Raw genomic sequence first — 18,196 nt, 5'->3', positions numbered from 1 at the left:
ACCAAATAAGCGACAGAAATAGGTAAAATAGCGACATGAAAACCAAGTTTAGACTCCAAAGTCATCAGAGATATCCTCAGATAAAATTTGCTTATGTCGATGGTCATCACGATTTCGACTTTGACGTACATAGCCATGACTTTTCTGAACTTTTCTTAGTTGTGAGTGGTAGTGGAAAGCATACGGTAGCTAGCCACACTTACCCTTTAAGTACAGGGGATGTATTTGTTATTAATGGGGATATTGAACATGGATTTTGTGAAGTAAATAAACTGAAGATTGTAAACTTGATGTTTGATACGGCATTGCCTTTTTTTGAGGTCCCTTCAATGCGTCAAATGCCAGGTTATCAAGCGCTTTTCAAGGTAGAACCAATTGCTCGACAAGCATCTGAATATCAAGCAAAGCTTACGTTATCACTTTCTCAGTTGAAACGAATCAATGGACTTCTACAACAAATCAAATCGGAATACGACAACGCAGAACAGGGGTTTGAAATCATATTGACGAGCACAATGCAGCAACTTGCGATAGAACTTGCTCGGCGATATCAAGAGCAGACCCATAGCTTACCAAAAACAACCCTGGCATTGAGCCGTGCTCTCGCACATATTGACCGTCATTACAAAGAAGTAGGATTAGATACAGAAACCATTGCGCAAGCGGCGTATATCAGCAAGCGGCAACTAGAAAGGTTATTCAGGCAGTTTTTAAATACATCTCCAAACCAATACGTCAAAGACCTTCAAATTCGACACTCGGCAACCTTATTATTAAACGACAACAAAAGCATCCAACATATTGCTGAGTCTTGCGGCTTTTCTGACAGCAACTATTTCTCTAAATGTTTTAAGGCCCAAAATGGATGCAGCCCTCGCGAATTTAGAAAGCAACATGCTTCCCATAACTCATAACCCCTTAAGCCTTGAAAGATTAGATATATCACACATAAAAAAACCGCTTCTTTCGAAGCGGTCGATGAGTATCTTTGGCAAGAATACATTTGAAATGAAACTCAAATATGGAAGACTCATAGCAATATAAATGAACCCCTATACGCTGCTAGGAAAGAGCTCAACTATTGCAATAAATAGGGATATCGAGAGCCTTGCCCGCCCTAAAGACAAGGCCGTCATACCACTCCCCCGGTATGCTCGATATCACTTAAGACCCGAAGGTAAAAAATTCTACCACCACATGTAAGCTTGAATACCTACAACAAAGTCACCCTCTTTACCCGTGCCGTCTTGCATTTCACCATCAAGGTAAGATGCCATGAAGCGAATTTCTGGAGATGGACCGAAGCCAGAGTGCACAACGAGAGTCGGTGCTACTGTTAGTTTGTAATCATAAGAATTCTTTGACTCACCATTACGGTCTTCGTAGTTGTACATGTAACCAGCTTCGGTAGCGATAAAGAAGTTTTCTGAAATTGGGAACGTTGGTCGCACCATTGCTGATACCCAGCCGTCTGTGTCGCCATTGTCAAAATCGTTGTACTGGGTTTGAAGAGAGTGGAAAATATTCACACCATTTTCAAAAAAGTACCCACCCCATGCTAAAGCACGTAGTGATACATCGTTTTCATCAACAGCCTTCAAACAAGACGTACCACAGCCCGTGCCTGTCGTTAACCAACTTTGATAGTCGCTACCAGGCTTATACGTGTTGTAAGTCGTAAGAGTACCGCCTAAAAGGTTACCCGAACCTAAGCCTTTACCAGCCTGCGCGATGTATTTTGTAAAGCCTTTATCTGACAACCCAAAGACAGACTCAGTGTGAACAATTGCCGTCATTTCATAGCCATTCTCAGCGAATGCTTCTGGGCCATTACCAAAACCTAAATCGACCATATTGTCTGGCATATACTTAGCCATAGCGTGAAGCTCAACACTGCCAAAGTTCACGCCAGCATGAAGTGCATGCATGATGTTGTTGCTGTCACCCCAGAAACTTGTATCGCCAGAGTCATCGCTTGCAATATAAGCAAAGTCCCACTTATTACCACCTAGCTCAACACCTTCAATACCAACACCAGTACCTGACATATCCGTGTAGAAAAAGTCGGTCATAAAGATGTAATTATCTTTACCATAAAAGCGCTTACCACCCCATACAACACCGGTTTCAGATACACCTTCAAACTCGACAAAAGTTTCTGCCATACCAATTTCGCTGTTGGTTGCATCGGCATTGGCACCAAGTTGGTTGGTTGCATATTCCGCATTGTTGGCTGCTGCTCGTGTTTTGATTCGAATTTTCTGACCACCGTCATTCTCAAAATTTTTCTGCAGTGCAACTTCAAAGTGGCTATCCGACTCAACACCCAATCGACCTAAACGCTCTTTAGATGCTGGGAACTTTGCTCGTTTAAAATCATCATTTTCACTGAATAGAACACCAGCACGGAAATAACCGTGAAATTCAAATCCATCCGATTTTTCGGCATGTACAGCAGGTGCAGTAGACAAGCCAGCTGTAGCGACTAAACAAGCAAGGGTAAGCTTAGAAAGTTTCATAATAACTCCATGTTCCAAATTATACTTTCACAAAGAAAGCGCTTTCTTTATTTTTCTTAAAAAAACCAATCGAACAGATTTAAAGAAGATCAAATCTAAGCCCACATTCACTATGAACTCTTAACCTTATTGGCTTTAACCGCTCAGTTGGTATGGAAAGAGTATAAATCGATCTCGTGAATATAAACCGTGATCAACCCCACCAAAGAAAGCGCTTTCTTATGCGTGAGTCACAAAAATAGAGATGTTAAGTATTTTATTTGAACAATCATGGAACCAAGTAAAATGTCACTGTTCACATATTAAAGACGAATTGCTCCGTTCAATCACTCAGAACCAGTTTCGAAATACACCATCGGTTGTCTTCCTCAAATAATCGTCGAAATAAAAAGGGAACATACATTGTATGTTCCCTTTATATTCAGACTTTTATTCAAGCTCTTTTGTTAACAGGCTTACTTTTCAAATCGAATATTGTCTAGTTTAAAACTCATTTCTCCTTGAGGCTCAAACACTAAAAGGTTAGTGATCATTGTTGGATCAGCTTGATTCCCACCAGCAAAACGGTTTTCTCTCTTTAAAATGTCTGCGATTGGAATACGTACCGTCTTCCATTCATTCATTGCTGATAGCGGCACGGTATAGTCACTTGTTTTCGGCCAGCCACTGTCCATCTTAACCAATAGTTCAACCCCGTCGGCCATACTCTCAACTTTCAAATCAAAGACCAGTTCACCCGTTTCTTGCCAATGTGTCACATCTGTTACAGGAGAACGAAAATAGATATTTCCTGAACCTTCTTTCTTATTCACTTGTAGCACTGTTCCACGATCTGGTTCGGTCACTTCTTGATAGTCAACAATATCCAATGGGTCATAACTTGCATAAGCCAAGCTTGCGTTAAGAGTTTCGGTAAAAATCTCCAATGTTGGTCCATCAGCATAACTATCATCGGTTGCTAAGATCTCCGGAGCTTCGTGCCCTATCACTTGTATTGCATGTTCAGAGCGACTTGCACACCCTTTTCCTTTCCAACGATCAACCTTACAACGGTATACCTTTACTGAATCAACTAGCATTGTTTTCGGAAACAAACCTTCGTCGATGCCTTTATCATTTGCGTTCGCTGACCACGCCCCACCGACAGCCAAGTTCAATAACAAATGAAACTTTTCATCAAACGGAGCTGCTCCACTCGCATTAATGAGTTTCCCTTCTTCCGCTTCATATTGGCTGTACCAGCCCTCTTGAGTTTGAGTCGCGTAATGAATATTGTCTACATACCAACGAATTTCACCTTCTTCCCACTCAATCGCGTATGTATGGAAGCCATCAGTAGGGTTCACACCATTTGGCAATATCGCGGCCTGCCCTTTATAAACATTGTCTGGCCAATTTCGTCCGTAATGTAACGTCCCGTAGACTCGGCTCTCTAGATCATCATTTTTCGCTCCCGCCACATCTGAATGTGTGTTTAGGTTAACCGCTTCCATAATATCGATTTCGCCAGAAGCTGCCCATGTGCCGTATTTATTGTCGGTTGGCAGCATCCAAATTGCGGGCCATGAACCTTGTCCACCAGGTAACTTTGCTCTGATTTCATAACGGCCATATTTAGTGTCACGCTTGTCTTTTGTACTTAGCCTCGCAGAAGTATAAGGAAGTGTTTTAGTTGCTCCGCCAATCGTACCTTCGGCATTGTCAGGCCCAGTATGACTTTGCTTCAGCGCGACAATGTGTAAAAAGCCATCTTTAACAAATGCGTTATTAGGATCATCCGTGTAGCACTGTTGTTCATTGTTCCCTCCTCCCCAACAGTTCACTTCTAATGACCAATTACGTTTATTTATTTGCTCGCCTTCAAACTGGTCTTCCCACACCAATTGCCAGTCTGGACTTAACGTAACTGGATCATGGGATAGCACGATCGGTTTTTCAGTTTGAGCTAAGTCAGCACTTTCGGATACCGGCAGCTCTATCGTCGTGCAACCAGACATCAAAGCGGCAGAAATAAAAGACGTTAATATCTTTACCTGATTGGTTAGATCTTGCATTACAACTCCTTGTATCACGACTTTCTAAGCAGGCGACACGTAATATCGGAGCCCATAACAGAAAGTCGATAAATGAATAACTCCGCGAGCATGGACCCAATATCCCATGCACGACCGTTTCAAAATGAGTATATAAAAGTGCATAGTTCAAAAAAGAGACAATGCTCACCTTAAGAAAGCGCTTTCTTGTTGAGTTTCACATTTTGCTAAAATTCGTTGTGGTTTGTGTAGATTCCCAAGAGTTTTTATGACCTGATTATCTGTATAAAACCCTAGCCCCCTTTATTCTCGGGCTTCTATTTTTTATAGCTTACAACGAAATTCAGAAAAACAGATTCACTTTAACCACAACACAAAGAAAGCGCTTGCTTGATATTTAGTCGAGTATATGGAAATATTCGTTACCTTACTTTGCATGCTTAACCTTCAAATTTAGCGTTAAGCAGTTCAGAGTTTTTAAATATTAATCATTGGATTACTAGGCTCTTATTGATCACGAAGGTAATATAGCTTAGTTCACTCCTTGTAGAGATAAGGCCACTACCATTGATCACCATTAAAGAAGTATCTGAACTTGCTCAAGTTTCTCAATCAACCGTCTCACGAGCATTAAATGGTCACCCTACGGTAAAGGAAGCCAATCGCGAAAAAGTATTTAAAGCTATTGAGCAACTGGGCTACAAGCCTAATGCGTTTGCACAAGCTCTAGCCTCCAGTCGTTCAAATAGCATTGGCATGCTAGTTGGTTCGCTTGATGGGCCTTTCTATGGACCATTAATGCATACAGCTGAAGATACCGTTCGCCAAAATAACATTCACTTAATCGTTACAAGTGGCCAGGAATCACGAACCAAAGAGCTCGATTCTATCCAGTTTTTGCAATCTAAACTTGTGGATGGCCTCATTGTTCACTCAGACAAGCTCAGTGATGACGAACTGATCAAAATAGCGAAAGACAGTGAAACAATGATTGTTCTCAACCGTTTTATTCCTGAGATTTCTGATCGCTGTATTTACATTGATAATGAGCTTGGTGGCTACCTTGCCACGAAGCACTTACTTGAGAACGGGCATAAAAAAGTCGCTTGTATCACAGGCCAGTTGAGTAAAGTTGATAGTAGAGATCGCTTTCAAGGGTATCGAAATGCCTTGTTAGAGTTCGGTATCGAATACGACGCAGGGCTGTTTGTAGAGGGGCGCTTTGATCATCAAGGCAACCACGAAGCTGCGCGACGCTTGTTAGACCGAGACCCTGAGATCACCGCGATTTTCTGTCAAAATGACAACATCGCGCTTGCTGTATATGACGTAGCAGCAGAGCGAAACCTCATTATTGGGCGAGACCTTTCAGTCGTAGGCTTCGATAACGATACTCATAGCCAGCATATTCGTCCTCGCTTATCGACGGTCGACTTTCCAGTTCATGAGATGGGAGAAGAAGCTGCAAAAGGTGTTTTATCGTTAATTAATAAACGCGACTACCCATTGAAGCACAAACTAACACCGACATTGATTGTAAGAGAGTCCGTGGCTAAGCTTTGATTTTTGTATATCAAGCACCCCATTTTTTACACTTAAAAGAAAGGCTCTAAGTATTCACTTAGAGCCTTTTTATTTCACTTTAAATTAGAATTAGAGTAACTGGTGCGTTGACAACACGACGACGACTTTCTCAATGAGACCACTACGAGAAAAGAGCTGTGAAGCCATTTCATTATTTAGCGTTAACGATGCAAATACCTCACTTGTTCCGTCTTTAAACTGAACTTCAATACCCTGTGTTGGCTCATCATTGAGTTGGTAAATAAATGGTACCTGACAGTAAGTAAAAGCCAGTTGCCCAGCCTGAACAATAAAGCTCTGCATTTGTCCTTCAATATTTTGGCAGTCAAAAGTCGCCGCTTTTTGCAAAAACTCTTTAGGACTAAGAAGTGATGGGTTAATTACAATTGTGCCATCAACGACCTCTAGACCGAGCTCGCCAAAACGAGTAATCACTTCTTCCTTAACTTGCCCTGTCATACCTGGCTGCTGTGCTCCAGAGTGCTTTGGCGTATGAGAATACGGATCCGTCGGAAACGCACCGTAGTTTTCCGGCGTTTTGTTGAAACCAATACCAGCTCTCACTTTGTAATAGTATTCCGCTAATTTAAGAGTTTCCTGGCTATTAGAGTCCATACTCCAAGCATGCTGATAGTTTTCTTGCACAGCTAGCAGCAACTTAGAAACCATATGCCAATAGATACAACCTAAACCTTCATAACCAAACATGGTTCCCGAACGTCCAGTAAAGGCTTTATGGTTGAATACACGCTCATACAAACTAGATACATGACAAAATTCATCATCACTAATTGACGGGTAATCGGCTTTAATTTCATCAATCACAGCCTGAAGGAAACCTTTGTTTTCAAAACTTGAATTGAAGTGGTAAGAACCTTTGCTGTCTTGGTTTACTAATCGGTTATCTTTGGCAACAACCATCATGCTTAACAATTTGCTCTGATCAATGTCTTTAGCGTCTAAACAGTTTTTGTCCATAAAAGAAGCCAGCTCACGGTCAGGGTAAAGCATGAAGCTGTTTTGATCAGCACGATACATGTCACTGGCAAACAATTTATCCAACAACTCAACCGCTTGTTTAGGTGATAAAAGACCCGAACTTAATACTGCAACTTGCCCTTCTAGCATCGGGTAAAGCTCTTCAACCATTAAGCTCTCACCAGAACAACTCAAGATGTTATACGCATTGTATAAACCGTCTTCACGCAAGTTGTTTGTAATTGTAGAATCTAGGACTTTTAAGCTCGCGCCCATCAATTGAACAATCGCTTCTTTCTCAACTTTCGTTTTCCCTGAGAATCCATTTATTCGGTACACGCGCTCACGATAGTTAGCAGCAGATTTAGCCAGCTTAGTCAGCATTGCTTTGCGAGTTTGACGAGTGACCGTATCTTGACGAATCTCTGTATTTGCCTCTGAAACAATCTGTGTAACAGAAGACATCCACTCAAACACTTCTTTGGAAATACTGTATGAAGATGGTGACTTCTCTAACAGGCGCTGCATAAAGGCAACATAGCGACGCATGTAGTACAAGGTTACCATTGAGAGGCCGTTGCCAACGATAGCGTTGTTTGCATCATTCCATTCTGGACGTTGTGTATTGAGCCAAATACCACCATCAAGCACTAAGTTACTCAATTTCGCCAATAAAGGGACGAGTATCTTCTCCATTAAGTTGACCATATAAACTTCTTGATCACCCGTCATCAACAAGCGCCCGTCACTGCCTAAGCTCTTTACACGTTGCTCTGTCAATTCCTGCAAGTCTTGGTTGAACTCTACGGTATCTTTAGGGTTATCAAAGAGGCCTTGAACTCCACAAAGCTCGTAAGGCACGTTGGCATAACTAAAAATGTCACTCTCTAGTAATTCGATAAGATCGCTTTGCTCAAATTTGTCTGCCAACTCAAGGAATTTTAATAGATAAATGATTTGATGATCGCCCCAGTAACCAATGTTACTCCAAGGATCATCCGCCTCTAACAGCTCCCAATCTACACCATCTTTAGTAATTCGATACGGATTGTAACCATCCACCGTTGAAGCATTAACAAACTTAGAGATGAATGATTTGATGAACCCTGGATAACTAAGAGCCATCGCTTCCCAGTTTTGGAAAATATCACGCCAGTTGCCTTGATAAGAAAGTAAGCGTTCGCCATTTTCATCTTTGAGCTTAATCTCATAGTGGTTCCAAGGGCGACTAGGGTCACCATGACGACGTCCAAAAGTAAGCGGTAGATACTCGTAGCTCAATCGAACTAATTGAGAATCCCCTGTCGCTTTAGCGCGCGAAACTAATTCAGAATGGCTGAAAACATCCCCTAACTGATCAAAAAACTCTTGATGGCGGCCAGCTACCTGAGAGTTGGCCTTTTCCATAGTTTTAACTACGTCAGCCTTTTCTAACATATAGCCGTTTTCAAACACGCCACCACGCATGTTATTGAACAACACATTGGCATAATGGTGAACGCTGGTATTTTCTTCAGCTGTTATTTGCCACGCATCCGCGCCAGACATTAATGTGATCAATTCATCTTGATTATCTGCAACGCTCTTTTCTAAAGCTAGTGCTAGGTTAGCAGGAACAGAGAGCTCAGATTGAAGCTGACAGATATCGGAATGAGTCTTGTCTATATCAGCGACAATCGACCAAACTTTGGTTTGATGTGCTCGCAGCGTCAGAGACTTATGAACTAAATAGCTCCCTCTAACCCCTTTCGTTAAAGCTTCACTTGTGATCGCTTGACCTTTTCTGAACGCATTAACTTGAGCACTCGTCAATAAAATTTGGCTGCTTTCCGTTTCTAAGCTGAAGACTGTCGTCGCTAGCAAAGATTCAGCAGGGTCAGCTCTATCGCTCAATTTCGCGTACATGCTGAACAGAGCTAATGAACTACCATCAACTTGTTCATTCCACTTGTACGCATCAACTAATGCACTTCTTGTTTGAAGAGCTGATAACGGAGCGCCTGAAGGAAGTATATTTTGTAAGCCATCTAGTGCTTCGACTTTACGCTCGAAGCTCGCTAAGTTGGTCAGTTTTGAACGACGAATAAAGCCGTATTTTTCACTCGTATTCCAGCTGTATTGGAACTGTAGTTGCAAAGTATGGTTTATCTCTTCAAATACGATTTTGTCTCCAATCGTATTTTTATAAAGATTGCGTTCAACATCAAAAATACCATCATGGAATGTATTAAACGGTTCCCAAAGTACAACCTTGTCGCCATGTTCAATACGGAAGATGGATTTTGAGCCGGTGTTTTCCGCATTTTCATGAATATGGTCAACAGACTTGTAAGGAAAAAGCGCATTTTCCGGACGAATGCGTCCAGCTGAAAGGCTGCCTGTTGATGAAATAAATAACCAATGATCGCTCGACGATACAACGCTAATAAAGAATGGCGTCATTTGGTCAACATTAGAGATTTGGTAGTAACGCTCACCATCTAAATCAACGAACTTGCCATCGACCTCTGGTGTTGAGTTGTAGTCTTGTTTCATATCAAAATTCCAAAAAATTCTTACACTTAAATTTTGAAAGCGCTTTCTTTTGCGTTTCAAAAAGGATTTAAAGTTTACAAATGATGACAACGAGCAAAATGCTCTTCTGCAATTTGAGTCGGTTCTGGTATTGATTGCGTGCAAAGTTTATCGGCTTTCATACAACGGCTTGCGAACGGGCAACCTACGCTACTTGGCTTCCAAGAAGGGATATCGCCTTTTTTCACGTTCATGTCACGCTTGCCCGATTTACCGACTTCTGGCACTGCTGACAACAACAACTGAGAATACGGATGTTGTGGGTTCTGAGTGACGTTGTCGCTATTGCCCCATTCGACCATATGTCCTACATACATCACCGCCGTTTTCTCAGCAAAATAACGCGCTGTCGCAATGTCATGAGTGATGTACATGAACGAAATACCATGCTTATCTTTCAAGTCAGCCATTAGGTTTAGGATTCCTAATCGCACAGACACATCAAGCATAGAGATGGGTTCATCAGCTAGGATAACTTCCGGGCTAACAGCAATTGCACGTGCAATTGCGACACGCTGTCGTTGTCCACCACTTAGCTCATGCGGATACTTCTCTGCGGTCTCTTTAACTGGTGTAAGCCCAACCATTTCAAGCAATTCATAAACAAGGTTCGGAATCGCTTCTTTTTCTGCTCGTTTATGGATAAGTAAAGGTCGCGCAATATGGTGGTAAATCGTGTGTACAGGATTCAGCGAGCCAAACGGGTCTTGAAAAATCATTTGTACTTGGCGTGCATATTCAAGCTCACCATATTTTTCAATATAGTCAGACAGAGGCTCACCTTTGAATTCAATATCTCCAGCCGTCTTATCGTAAATTCGGGTAAGAATTCGAGCTCCTGTGCTTTTCCCTGAGCCAGATTCGCCAACAATCGCTAATGCTTCTCCTTTACGAAGATCAAATGAAACATCATTTACGGCTCGCATCATATTGCTTTTGACTGACTGGCCAAGTGGGAAATCTTTTACCAAATTCTTAACTGATAAGATAACTTCGCTTTTATCAACGTTCTTTAAAGTATTCATAATCTTTCGCTCAAACTAGGTGACAAGATACGTGATGCCCGGTCGCAATAGCGCCCAAACGAGGCTCACTTTTAATGCACATTGAAATGCATTCGCCACATCGCTCTTGGAAGTTACACCCTTGAGGTGTATCCAAAAGGTTGACAGGATTCCCAGGGATCCCGTAGAGACGTTCTTTTGGCCCATGAATAGTCGGGAATGAAGAGATAAGCCCTTTTGTATAAGGATGCTTAGGTTCACTAAATACCGTTTTCGCATCACCTAATTCGATAAGGTTACCCGCATACATCACGCCAATTCGATCAGCAATTTCGCCCATTAGGCTTAAGTCGTGACTAATAAACAGAATAGAGAATCCAAACTTACTCTTAAGCTCATACAGTTCATTCAAGATTTCACGTTCAACCACCACATCAAGCGCCGTTGTTGGCTCATCCATGATGATCAACTTAGGTTCCAGCGCCAAAGCAATCGCAATAACAACTCGCTGACGCATCCCTCCACTCAGTTGATGGGGAAAGCTCGACATTCTATCGCCATGAATCCCAACCGTTCCTAAAAGCTCGACCGCACGATCGTGAGCCTGTCTATAAGGTATTTTTTTGTGCGCTAGAATAACGTCCGTTAGCTGTTCACCGATGGTAATAACGGGATTAAGTGAATTCATTGCGCTTTGAAAAACAATAGAAACGTCATTCCAACGGAAGTCACGTAACTGCTTGTTATTCATCTTTAAAACATCCTGCCCTTTGTAGAGTATTTCACCCTCAGAGATAAGCGCTGGTGCTTTATGTAAGCGTGATATAGCAAAAGCCAATGTACTTTTACCGCAACCAGATTCACCGGCAATACCGAGCGTTTCACCGGGCGCAATGGAAATACTAACGTCATTAACGGCTCTTGCTACGCCATTAGGAGAAACGTAATCAACACACAGGTTATTAATTTCTAATAGATTGCTCATTATAGGCCTCGGCGTTTATCTGCTTCTTTTTTAAGTTTGTGCCACAGTTTGATGTGTGGGCCCGTACGTAATTTAGGGTTGCTCACTTGGTCAATAGACATGTTAATCAATGCGAGTCCACCACCAGTAATCGCTAACGCTAGTGCAGGAACCAGCATTTCCCACCATGCACCGGTATATAACGATGAAGAGGTCTGTGCCCAATACAACATAGAGCCCCAACTCACTTCTGTTGCATCACCTAAACCTAAAATACCTAGACCAGCTTCGGAGCCCATTGCGTAGATAACAGTGCCTAGGAAGCCGCCAAAAACAATCGAAACTAAGTTTGGTAAGATCTCGACTAAAATAATGCGGATTTTTGATTCGCCCATCACCTCTGCAGAAATGATGAATTCTTTGCTTCTAATTGCCATGGTCTGTGCACGAATCACCCTAGCCCCCCAAGGCCAGGAGGTTATTCCTAACAACACGGTAATAACCAGCGAACCGACCTGCCCTAAGAATGCGGCGAGAACAATCAGCAAGGGTAATTGTGGAAACACAAGAAATACGTTAGTAATGAAGTTCAAGCGTTCATCGACTTTTCCACCAAAGTAACCAGATGAAACCCCAACTAGCACTGCTATTGTCATGGCTATTACGCCCGCAGAGATCGCAACAGTAAGCGACTTTCTTGCTCCAAATAGAACCTGGCTATATACATCACGTCCACTACGAGTCGTGCCCATAATATGCTCAGAGCTTGGTGCAACATGTGGACGTGCTACGCGCTTTTCTGGGTTATGAGTCGATAATACAGGTGCAAATAACGCCCCGGCTAAGACAATCGTAAGTAAAAAAGTACCTATAATGGCCGGAGGGTTACCGTAGAAAAATGCGTAAGCTTTACCGAGAGTTTTCTTTACGTTTTTCCGCGACCATTTTGGCTCACGTACTGGCATATTCGGCTGGTTAGCGGTTTTTTGAGTGTCCATTAAATTATCCATCATGCGCCTCAATTCGAGATTCTAGGGTCAAGCCAGACATATAGGAGGTCGGCAATAAAGTTAGCGGTTAGTACCGCTGTCACCAAGATAAGAAGAATGGCTTGGATAAGTGGGTAATCACGAGCAACTATGCCTTTAAGAAGGATGTTCCCCAAGCCTTGGTAGTTAAAAACCACTTCGGTCATGATTGAACCTGCGAATGAGAATCCGATTGCCATTGCAATAGCGGTCGCAACAGGAAGGATGGCATTTCGACCAGCATAGCGAGACATAACACGATAACTACTCAAGCCTTTGGCCTCAGCCATCGTTACGTAATCCTCACCCAACACATTGATCATCGCATTACGCATATTGAAGACCCATGTTGCGATACCAACCAAGACCATCGAGCCCATAGGCAACACAGCGTGTTTAGCCACACTAGAAATAAACTCCCATGTAAAACCTGGCTCTAGCGATGGGTCATAGGTGTATGCCAGAGGCAATAGTTCGAGTTTTAAACCGAAGAAATAGAACAACAGTAACGCGGTCACGATATACGGGAAGTTACTAATAAATGCCAAAACTGGCGGAACAATTTGTCCAAATAGCCCTTCACGTCGATACGATGCATACGTACCAATACTGACACCAATGATGAGAGCAACAATCAGCGAACCAAGCGCGAGAAACATAGTCCACGGCAGTGCCATAGCAAGGACATCTGAGACACTTACAGGAAACATAAGTACTGATGGCCCCAAATCCAGAGTAAAGACGCTTTTCATATAAGCGAAGTACTGTTCGAAAACATTGCCATCAACAAAACCGTACATTTCTCGAACAGCATCCATTTGAGCAGGATCCATTCGACCTTGAGCTGCAGCGAAAAGAGCATCAACAGGATCACCTGGCATTAGGCGAGGCAACATGAAATTAAACGAGATAGCGATTAAGAAAGCGGTAAAATAGAAGCCAAATCGGCGAATTAAAAACGACATAAAAATCTTTTAACCTAGGGGCTACAACCTAAGCTGTAGCCCTCTCAAAAATAACTTACTTAAGGTGTAGATTGTTGAGAATAATTACTCTCTTACCACCGTCGTACCATACTGGCTGTACGTATGGGTCTTTTTCACTTGGCCAACCAACAATATGTTTAGTACTGTATTGGAACCAAGTTGGGTTAGAAAATAGAGGGATAAAGGGCAGGTTTTCAGCCGTAAACTCCTGAAGTTCACTCAACACTTTCTCTTGCTGCTCTGCATCACCAATTTTGCCGAAGCTGTCGATCAATGCGTCGATTTCTGGTGAATTAACACCGTGGCCAGCATGCCAAGTTTTTCCGATTCGAGACGTTGAGAAGTACTCTTGGTACGCCAAGATTGGGTTTGTCGCTACCATTGACCAGTTAATTGACATGGTATATTTGCTTTCTTTCAAATTGCTGTCATATACCGCCCAATCCACGGTCTTAACGTTTGCTTTCACACCCACTTCTTCAAAGTATTCAGATACCATCTGAACCACTTGGATCCAGTCGGTCCAACCGTTTACCACCTCAATATCAAACTCAACCGTTTCCCCATTTGCTTTGTCGCGGAATCCGTCACCGTTTTTATCGACTAAGCCCGCTTCATCAAGTAAAGCGTTTGCTCTTTCAACATCGTACTTAGTTAGATAGCCATATTTCTTAGATACATTTTTATCAATGTGCGTTTCGTATAGCTCACCGATGCCACCAACATTGAAGTTTGCGGTCGGATAACCGTAGGCAGCAATATCAACGATGGTTTCACGATCAAGTGCCATAGAAAGTGCTTGGCGTACTCTTAAGTCATCAAATGGCGCTTCTTTGGTATTTACGTAAAGGTGGATAGCATCATTCGCTGGATACCAAAAATGGTTATTTTCTTTATCCATATCGACAAATGTTGACTCAACGTCAGCAATAAAATTTGAACCCCAATCAATCTCACCTTTGATTAAGGCAGGTTGGATCTGAGAGTTGTCATTGTAAGAACGGAAGTTGATGCAATCTAAATAAGGTCTATTTTCTAAATAGTAATTTGGGTTTCGGCACAGCTCCATCTGTTGCGGTTTAATGTATTTAACCGTCGTCATTGGACCACTACCTACCGGGTTAAGGTTGGTAAACGTTGTCAGCTCTTCAACTTTCGACCAAACATGCTTTGGTACAATATGGTAACGCTCTAAGTTCCAAGCAAATGTAGAATCCGCTTCCGTCAGCTCAAACACGACGGTTCGCGCGTCAACAGATTTGATTTCTTTTAAATTACCTGAAGACCAAATACCTTTCTGGTCAAAAGCTGGTGCCTCTTTAGTCAACATAAAGCTAAAAACAACGTCGTCTGCTGTTAACTTTGAACCATCAGACCACTTCAAATTCTCTCGTAACTTAAGCGTCAATGTTTTCAGGTCAGTTGAATACTCAACCGACTCAGCCAGGCGATAATCAACATCACCTGTCATGTTGTTGAATACGACCAATGGCTCAAACATTACCCCATGCAGTAAGTCTTTGGTTGTATAAGGGTTAAAGTTTTCAACAAAGCCAGTATTGATAATTGGCACCGTTAGTGTACCACCCTGCTTAACTTCATCTGCTTGTACAGAGGCTCCGAATAAAGCTCCAATGGCGAGCGAAGCAATCAATGTCTTTTTGTGCATCACGTTGTCCTTTTAATGATAATAACCAGAAAGAAAGCGCTTTCTTTTAACTTTAAAAAAAGGGGGTGTTTTCGTATTCACTATCGGTTACTCGCATCAAGAAACCGCTTTCTTTAGATGGATAATAAGCCGATAGAATGATTCTTCAACTTACATTTCGGTGAAACGAACCATAGATCACAAATTTAGAATAGATTGAGAATAGAAATACACAACAGTGCCATTCGTCACATTAATTGCTTACTAACAAGAAAAATAAATTAAAAACAATAAGTTAAAATCTACCAATGGTACTCCATCGTCTTCCCTAATCGTCGAATCTCTCACCCATCAATAAAATCATGTGCTTTCTTTAAAATAGCCTTTCCGTCACGATTCTCAACATTCATAAACTGTATCTATATATGATTCTCTCAAAAATAAAAGAAAGCGCTTTCTTGAATGCCAAACCTATGTCAGCATACCAGTCATGAAATGTAAGTTCCCCCTTTAGGACAACTATGTTTAACTTTTGGAATGGCAATAAATCAGGTAAAAGACAGCACTATGAGTTGGAGCTAATTCATAGCTTGTTGAATTGGGATCCGAACGAACCTATTGTCGTTCACAGCGATAATACTGACTTTCCAAGAGCTGAGGATGAAGGAAATATATTCCGCAAGAATTATGATGTACTAGTCACGGTGGCGGGAAATTGTAAATTTGCGGATAAGCATACAATCAAACTCAACTCTCCAATTTGTAAAGGCTTACTAGGGCACCGTATCCTAATAATTAGGGAACAAGATCAACCCACATTCCATAATATCAACAGCAATAAACTGAAATCACTTATCGCTGGAATTCCTGCCACATGGGCTGATGCTGAGCTGTTTAGAGCAAATGGATATCGAGTACTAGAGCAAGGAACGTTACCAGAGATTCTTAAACTTCTCTCAGATAAAAAATGTGATTATGTGTCACTTGGTGCCAATGAAGTAGAAAGCATATACCAAGAACATACCAATTCCCTGGATGGGTTAGTCATAGAAAAAAGTATTATGCTTTATTACCCTCTCCCACTGGTCTTCTATGTCCACCCAGACAAAACACAATTAGCTCAATTACTGGATGACAAACTGCAAGAATACAAACTCAGTGGTCAGTTCGAGCTATTGTTTAACCAACATTTTGGGAACGTAGTGAGATCCATTGGGTTAGAACATCGTAAAGCTATTAACCTCGCAAATAAGGAGCTACCGCCAGAGCTAAGGTCATTTAAGTCTCAATTCATCTCGTGATTATAAATAGAGGAGACTTAAAACCATGCACCTAGATTTACAACATTAGGAGCATCCGCTTTATGCTCCTAATGTCGGTATCATCAAGCCATAGGCAAGATAACTAACGGCTTGCTTTTACATATATCGGTGGATACTCAAGTCATCAGTTTTTATATCACTAGCAGAGCCACTGACCACGCTTGCCAAGATCTTTCCAGAGCCACATGCCATTGTCCAACCTAGAGTTCCATGGCCTGTATTGGTAAATAGATTCTTGATAGGCGTCTCGCCGATTATAGGCGTACCATCCGGCGTCATTGGCCTTAATCCAGTCCAGTATTCTGCCTTAGAGAAATCCCCCGCCTGTGGGAAAAGATCTTTTATCACCATATCAATCGTAGCTTTACGTTTTTCTGGAATCAGGTAATTGAAGCCAGCAAGCTCTGCCGTCCCTGCAATGCGAATACGATCATCAAACCTCGTCATCGCTACCTTGTAGGTTTCATCCATAACGGTTGATGTAGGTGACTTATCTGCATTCACAATTGGCAGTGTCAAAGAATATCCCTTCACTGGATAAACAGGAATCGATAAGTCCACTTGCTTGAGCAGTTCACGAGAGTAGCTTCCCGAAGCCACCACATAAGCGTCCGCTTTGAATTCACCTTGAGTTGTGGTAATGCTCTGAATTGCGTGATTTTGATGGTTCAACTTGAGCACTTCAGTATCAAACACAAACTGAACACCAAGCGCCTTGGTTTTCTCGGTCAAGGCTAAACAGAACTGATGACAATCACCGGTTTCATCATGAGGTAAATATAAGCCGCCCACCAGCTTGTCTTTAACGTCCGCTAAACCCGACTCCACTGACAGACACTGCTCAACATCAAACAGCGAGTGTTTGATTCCACTCTCTGTTAATAGCTTCATATCCTGCTGAATCGCATCGAGTTGCTTCTCGCTTCGGAATACTTGCAAGGTGCCTTTCTGCCTGCCCTCATAAGCCAAATCTTCACTGATTCTTAGATGAGTGAGACACCCTCGACTGAAGTTTGCCACTCTTAACATGCGTGACTTATTCACGGCGTACTTGGCTTCGTTACAGTTGGCCAACATCTTAGTCGCCCAAGCCACTAATTCCGGAGAAATTGACGGTTTCACCTTTAAGGGAGCGTGCTCTTGGGTAAGCCATTTCATTGCTTTCAACGGAATCCCAGGCGCCGCCCATGGTGAAGAATAACCGTAAGAAATCTGCCCTGCATTCGCAAAGCTGGTTTCCTTGCCACTACTATCTTGACGATCAATAACCGTCACCGAGTGGCCCTCTTTCGCCAGATACCAAGCACTGGTCAAGCCAATAACACCGCTGCCAATCACAATAACTTCCATTCTCTTCCCCTAATGCCCGCACAACCTGAACCTGTCGAGCATAGCTGCCTGTTTAAAACGACTGTCGTTAATAATTTGTAACTTATTCATCAAGCGTTGACTTCACAATTCAATCAGCGTTGATAAAAAGTCAATTAAGTAGCAAATCAGGAAGATGAGTTTTGGAAATGTGATGTTGGGGCTTATTAAGGGTAGGAATGTTGAAA

The 18,196-nt window shown here is 42.2% G+C and carries 12 protein-coding genes; 3 read left to right on the top strand and 9 right to left on the bottom strand.

Annotation, left to right across the window (positions count from 1 at the left end; all coding sequences use genetic code 11):
- Positions 1-35: 35 nt before the first annotated feature.
- Positions 36-914, top strand: a complete 879-nt coding sequence (locus tag BCT34_RS16945; RefSeq protein ID WP_076651711.1) for a helix-turn-helix domain-containing protein — start codon at positions 36-38, stop codon at positions 912-914.
- 273 nt (positions 915-1,187) lie between these two features.
- On the opposite strand, the gene BCT34_RS16940 is transcribed toward BCT34_RS16945, so the two are convergent.
- Both BCT34_RS16940 and BCT34_RS16935 read right to left on the bottom strand, forming a co-directional pair.
- Positions 1,188-2,519, bottom strand: a complete 1,332-nt coding sequence (locus BCT34_RS16940) for a carbohydrate porin (protein WP_076651710.1) — start codon at positions 2,517-2,519, stop codon at positions 1,188-1,190.
- A gap of 455 nt (positions 2,520-2,974) precedes the next feature.
- Positions 2,975-4,573: a glycoside hydrolase family 16 protein gene (locus tag BCT34_RS16935; protein ID WP_076651709.1), complete on the bottom strand. Its 1,599-nt coding sequence runs from the start codon at positions 4,571-4,573 to the stop codon at positions 2,975-2,977.
- Between the two features lie 546 nt (positions 4,574-5,119).
- Here BCT34_RS16935 and BCT34_RS16930 point away from each other — a divergent pair.
- A complete protein-coding gene (locus tag BCT34_RS16930) occupies positions 5,120-6,115 on the top strand; it encodes a LacI family DNA-binding transcriptional regulator (RefSeq protein ID WP_019821076.1) in 996 nt (331 codons plus the stop codon).
- Positions 6,116-6,205: 90 nt separating this feature from the next.
- Here the strand turns inward: BCT34_RS16930 and BCT34_RS16925 are convergent, their stop codons facing one another.
- The 6 genes from BCT34_RS16925 to BCT34_RS16900 all read right to left on the bottom strand — a co-directional run bounded on the left by BCT34_RS16925 (position 6,206) and on the right by BCT34_RS16900 (position 15,339).
- Positions 6,206-9,649, bottom strand: a complete 3,444-nt coding sequence (locus BCT34_RS16925) for a hypothetical protein (protein ID WP_076651708.1) — start codon at positions 9,647-9,649, stop codon at positions 6,206-6,208.
- Positions 9,650-9,723: 74 nt separating this feature from the next.
- Entirely contained in the window at positions 9,724-10,713 is a 990-nt protein-coding gene (locus tag BCT34_RS16920) for an ABC transporter ATP-binding protein (protein ID WP_017071889.1), read from the bottom strand.
- Positions 10,714-10,723: 10 nt separating this feature from the next.
- Positions 10,724-11,677 (bottom strand): ABC transporter ATP-binding protein, encoded by a 954-nt coding sequence (locus BCT34_RS16915; protein ID WP_076651707.1) that lies wholly within the window; start codon positions 11,675-11,677, stop codon positions 10,724-10,726.
- The gene (locus tag BCT34_RS16910; RefSeq protein WP_076651706.1) at positions 11,677-12,666 is read right to left on the bottom strand and encodes an ABC transporter permease; all 990 of its coding nucleotides are present in this window, start codon (positions 12,664-12,666) and stop codon (positions 11,677-11,679) included. Before BCT34_RS16910 ends, BCT34_RS16915 begins: the two co-directional genes overlap by 1 nt.
- A gap of 8 nt (positions 12,667-12,674) precedes the next feature.
- Complete coding sequence (locus BCT34_RS16905) at positions 12,675-13,649, bottom strand: ABC transporter permease (RefSeq protein ID WP_017071753.1); 975 nt, start codon at positions 13,647-13,649, stop codon at positions 12,675-12,677.
- A gap of 55 nt (positions 13,650-13,704) precedes the next feature.
- Positions 13,705-15,339, bottom strand: a complete 1,635-nt coding sequence (locus BCT34_RS16900) for an ABC transporter substrate-binding protein (RefSeq protein WP_076651705.1) — start codon at positions 15,337-15,339, stop codon at positions 13,705-13,707.
- 500 nt (positions 15,340-15,839) lie between these two features.
- Between BCT34_RS16900 and BCT34_RS16895 the strand changes: the two genes are divergently transcribed.
- Positions 15,840-16,619 carry an ABC transporter substrate-binding protein gene (locus tag BCT34_RS16895; RefSeq protein ID WP_076651704.1) on the top strand — a complete coding sequence of 260 codons (780 nt, stop codon included), beginning with the start codon at positions 15,840-15,842 and terminating at the stop codon, positions 16,617-16,619.
- Between the two features lie 117 nt (positions 16,620-16,736).
- Here BCT34_RS16895 and BCT34_RS16890 read toward each other — a convergent pair whose 3' ends face one another.
- Positions 16,737-17,990: a D-amino acid dehydrogenase gene (locus BCT34_RS16890; RefSeq protein WP_076651703.1), complete on the bottom strand. Its 1,254-nt coding sequence runs from the start codon at positions 17,988-17,990 to the stop codon at positions 16,737-16,739.
- Positions 17,991-18,196: the final 206 nt, after the last annotated feature.

The organism is Vibrio sp. 10N.261.45.E2 (genome assembly GCF_002875705.1).
Taxonomy (GTDB): Bacteria; Pseudomonadota; Gammaproteobacteria; order Enterobacterales; family Vibrionaceae; genus Vibrio.
This window is presented reverse-complemented; position numbering and strand designations above follow the sequence as displayed.